This window comes from Enterobacter sp. 241F3 (genome assembly GCF_034106785.1).
Taxonomy (GTDB): domain Bacteria; phylum Pseudomonadota; class Gammaproteobacteria; order Enterobacterales; family Enterobacteriaceae; genus Enterobacter; species Enterobacter vonholyi.
On the sequence record NZ_JAWNDD010000020.1, the window covers coordinates 1 to 1,371 of the forward strand.

2 tRNA genes and 2 rRNA genes are annotated in these 1,371 nt (G+C 51.2%); all 4 read right to left on the bottom strand.

The annotated features are described in order from the left end of the window. Positions 1-467, bottom strand: a 23S ribosomal RNA gene (locus UR504_RS21495); the annotation flags it as partial. A 171-nt stretch (positions 468-638) separates the two neighbouring features. Next, positions 639-714, bottom strand: a tRNA-Ala gene (locus UR504_RS21500). 106 nt (positions 715-820) lie between these two features. Beyond that, positions 821-897 (bottom strand) — tRNA-Ile (locus UR504_RS21505). 69 nt (positions 898-966) lie between these two features. Beyond that, a 16S ribosomal RNA gene (locus UR504_RS21510) occupies positions 967-1,371 on the bottom strand; the annotation flags it as partial.

The window sequence follows — 1,371 nt, forward strand, 5'->3', positions numbered from 1 at the left end:
CCTCACGGTACTGGTTCACTATCGGTCAGTCAGGAGTATTTAGCCTTGGAGGATGGTCCCCCCATATTCAGACAGGATACCACGTGTCCCGCCCTACTCTTCGAGTTCACAGCCTGTGTGCTTTCGTGTACGGGACTGTCACCCTGTACCGTGCGACTTTCCAGACGCTTCCACTAACACACAAGCTGATTCAGACTCTGGGCTGCTCCCCGTTCGCTCGCCGCTACTGGGGGAATCTCGGTTGATTTCTTTTCCTCGGGGTACTTAGATGTTTCAGTTCCCCCGGTTCGCCTCGTTAACCTATGTATTCAGTTAACGATAGTGCAACGAATTGCACTGGGTTTCCCCATTCGGACATCGCCGGGTCAAAGGTTCATATCACCTCGCCGGCGCTTTTCGCAGATTAGCACGTCCTTCATCGCCTCTGACTGCCAGGGCATCCACCGTGTACGCTTAGTCGCTTAACCTCACAACCCGAAGATGTTTCACTTCTGATTGCGAAAATTTGAGAGACTCGAACACACCATTAAAGATGTGTCGTTTCAATTTTCAGCTTGATCCAGATTTTTAAAGAGCAAAACTTCGCAGTGCACCTTTTCAGGTTCACTCTGAAGTTTTCTTGTGTTTGCAGTAAAAGATGGTGGAGCTATGCGGGATCGAACCGCAGACCTCCTGCGTGCAAAGCAGGCGCTCTCCCAGCTGAGCTATAGCCCCATCGTTTGCAATCTCTGTACCGGTAATTTTTCCTGAGACAAGGCGTGGTAACGCGAAGCATACATCAGTATGTGAGCGTTGCCGCAACGCAGTATCAGGGAAAATTTGGTAGGCCTGAGTGGACTTGAACCACCGACCTCACCCTTATCAGGGGTGCGCTCTAACCACCTGAGCTACAAGCCTGCAGAGATTTTTACTGCTGTTTTTCATCAGACAATCTGTGTGAGCACTGCAAAGGCAGGTTCTTTAAGGTAAGGAGGTGATCCAACCGCAGGTTCCCCTACGGTTACCTTGTTACGACTTCACCCCAGTCATGAATCACAAAGTGGTAAGCGCCCTCCCGAAGGTTAAGCTACCTACTTCTTTTGCAACCCACTCCCATGGTGTGACGGGCGGTGTGTACAAGGCCCGGGAACGTATTCACCGTAGCATTCTGATCTACGATTACTAGCGATTCCGACTTCATGGAGTCGAGTTGCAGACTCCAATCCGGACTACGACGCACTTTATGAGGTCCGCTTGCTCTCGCGAGGTCGCTTCTCTTTGTATGCGCCATTGTAGCACGTGTGTAGCCCTACTCGTAAGGGCCATGATGACTTGACGTCATCCCCACCTTCCTCCAGTTTATCACTGGCAGTCTCCTTTGAGTTCCCGGCC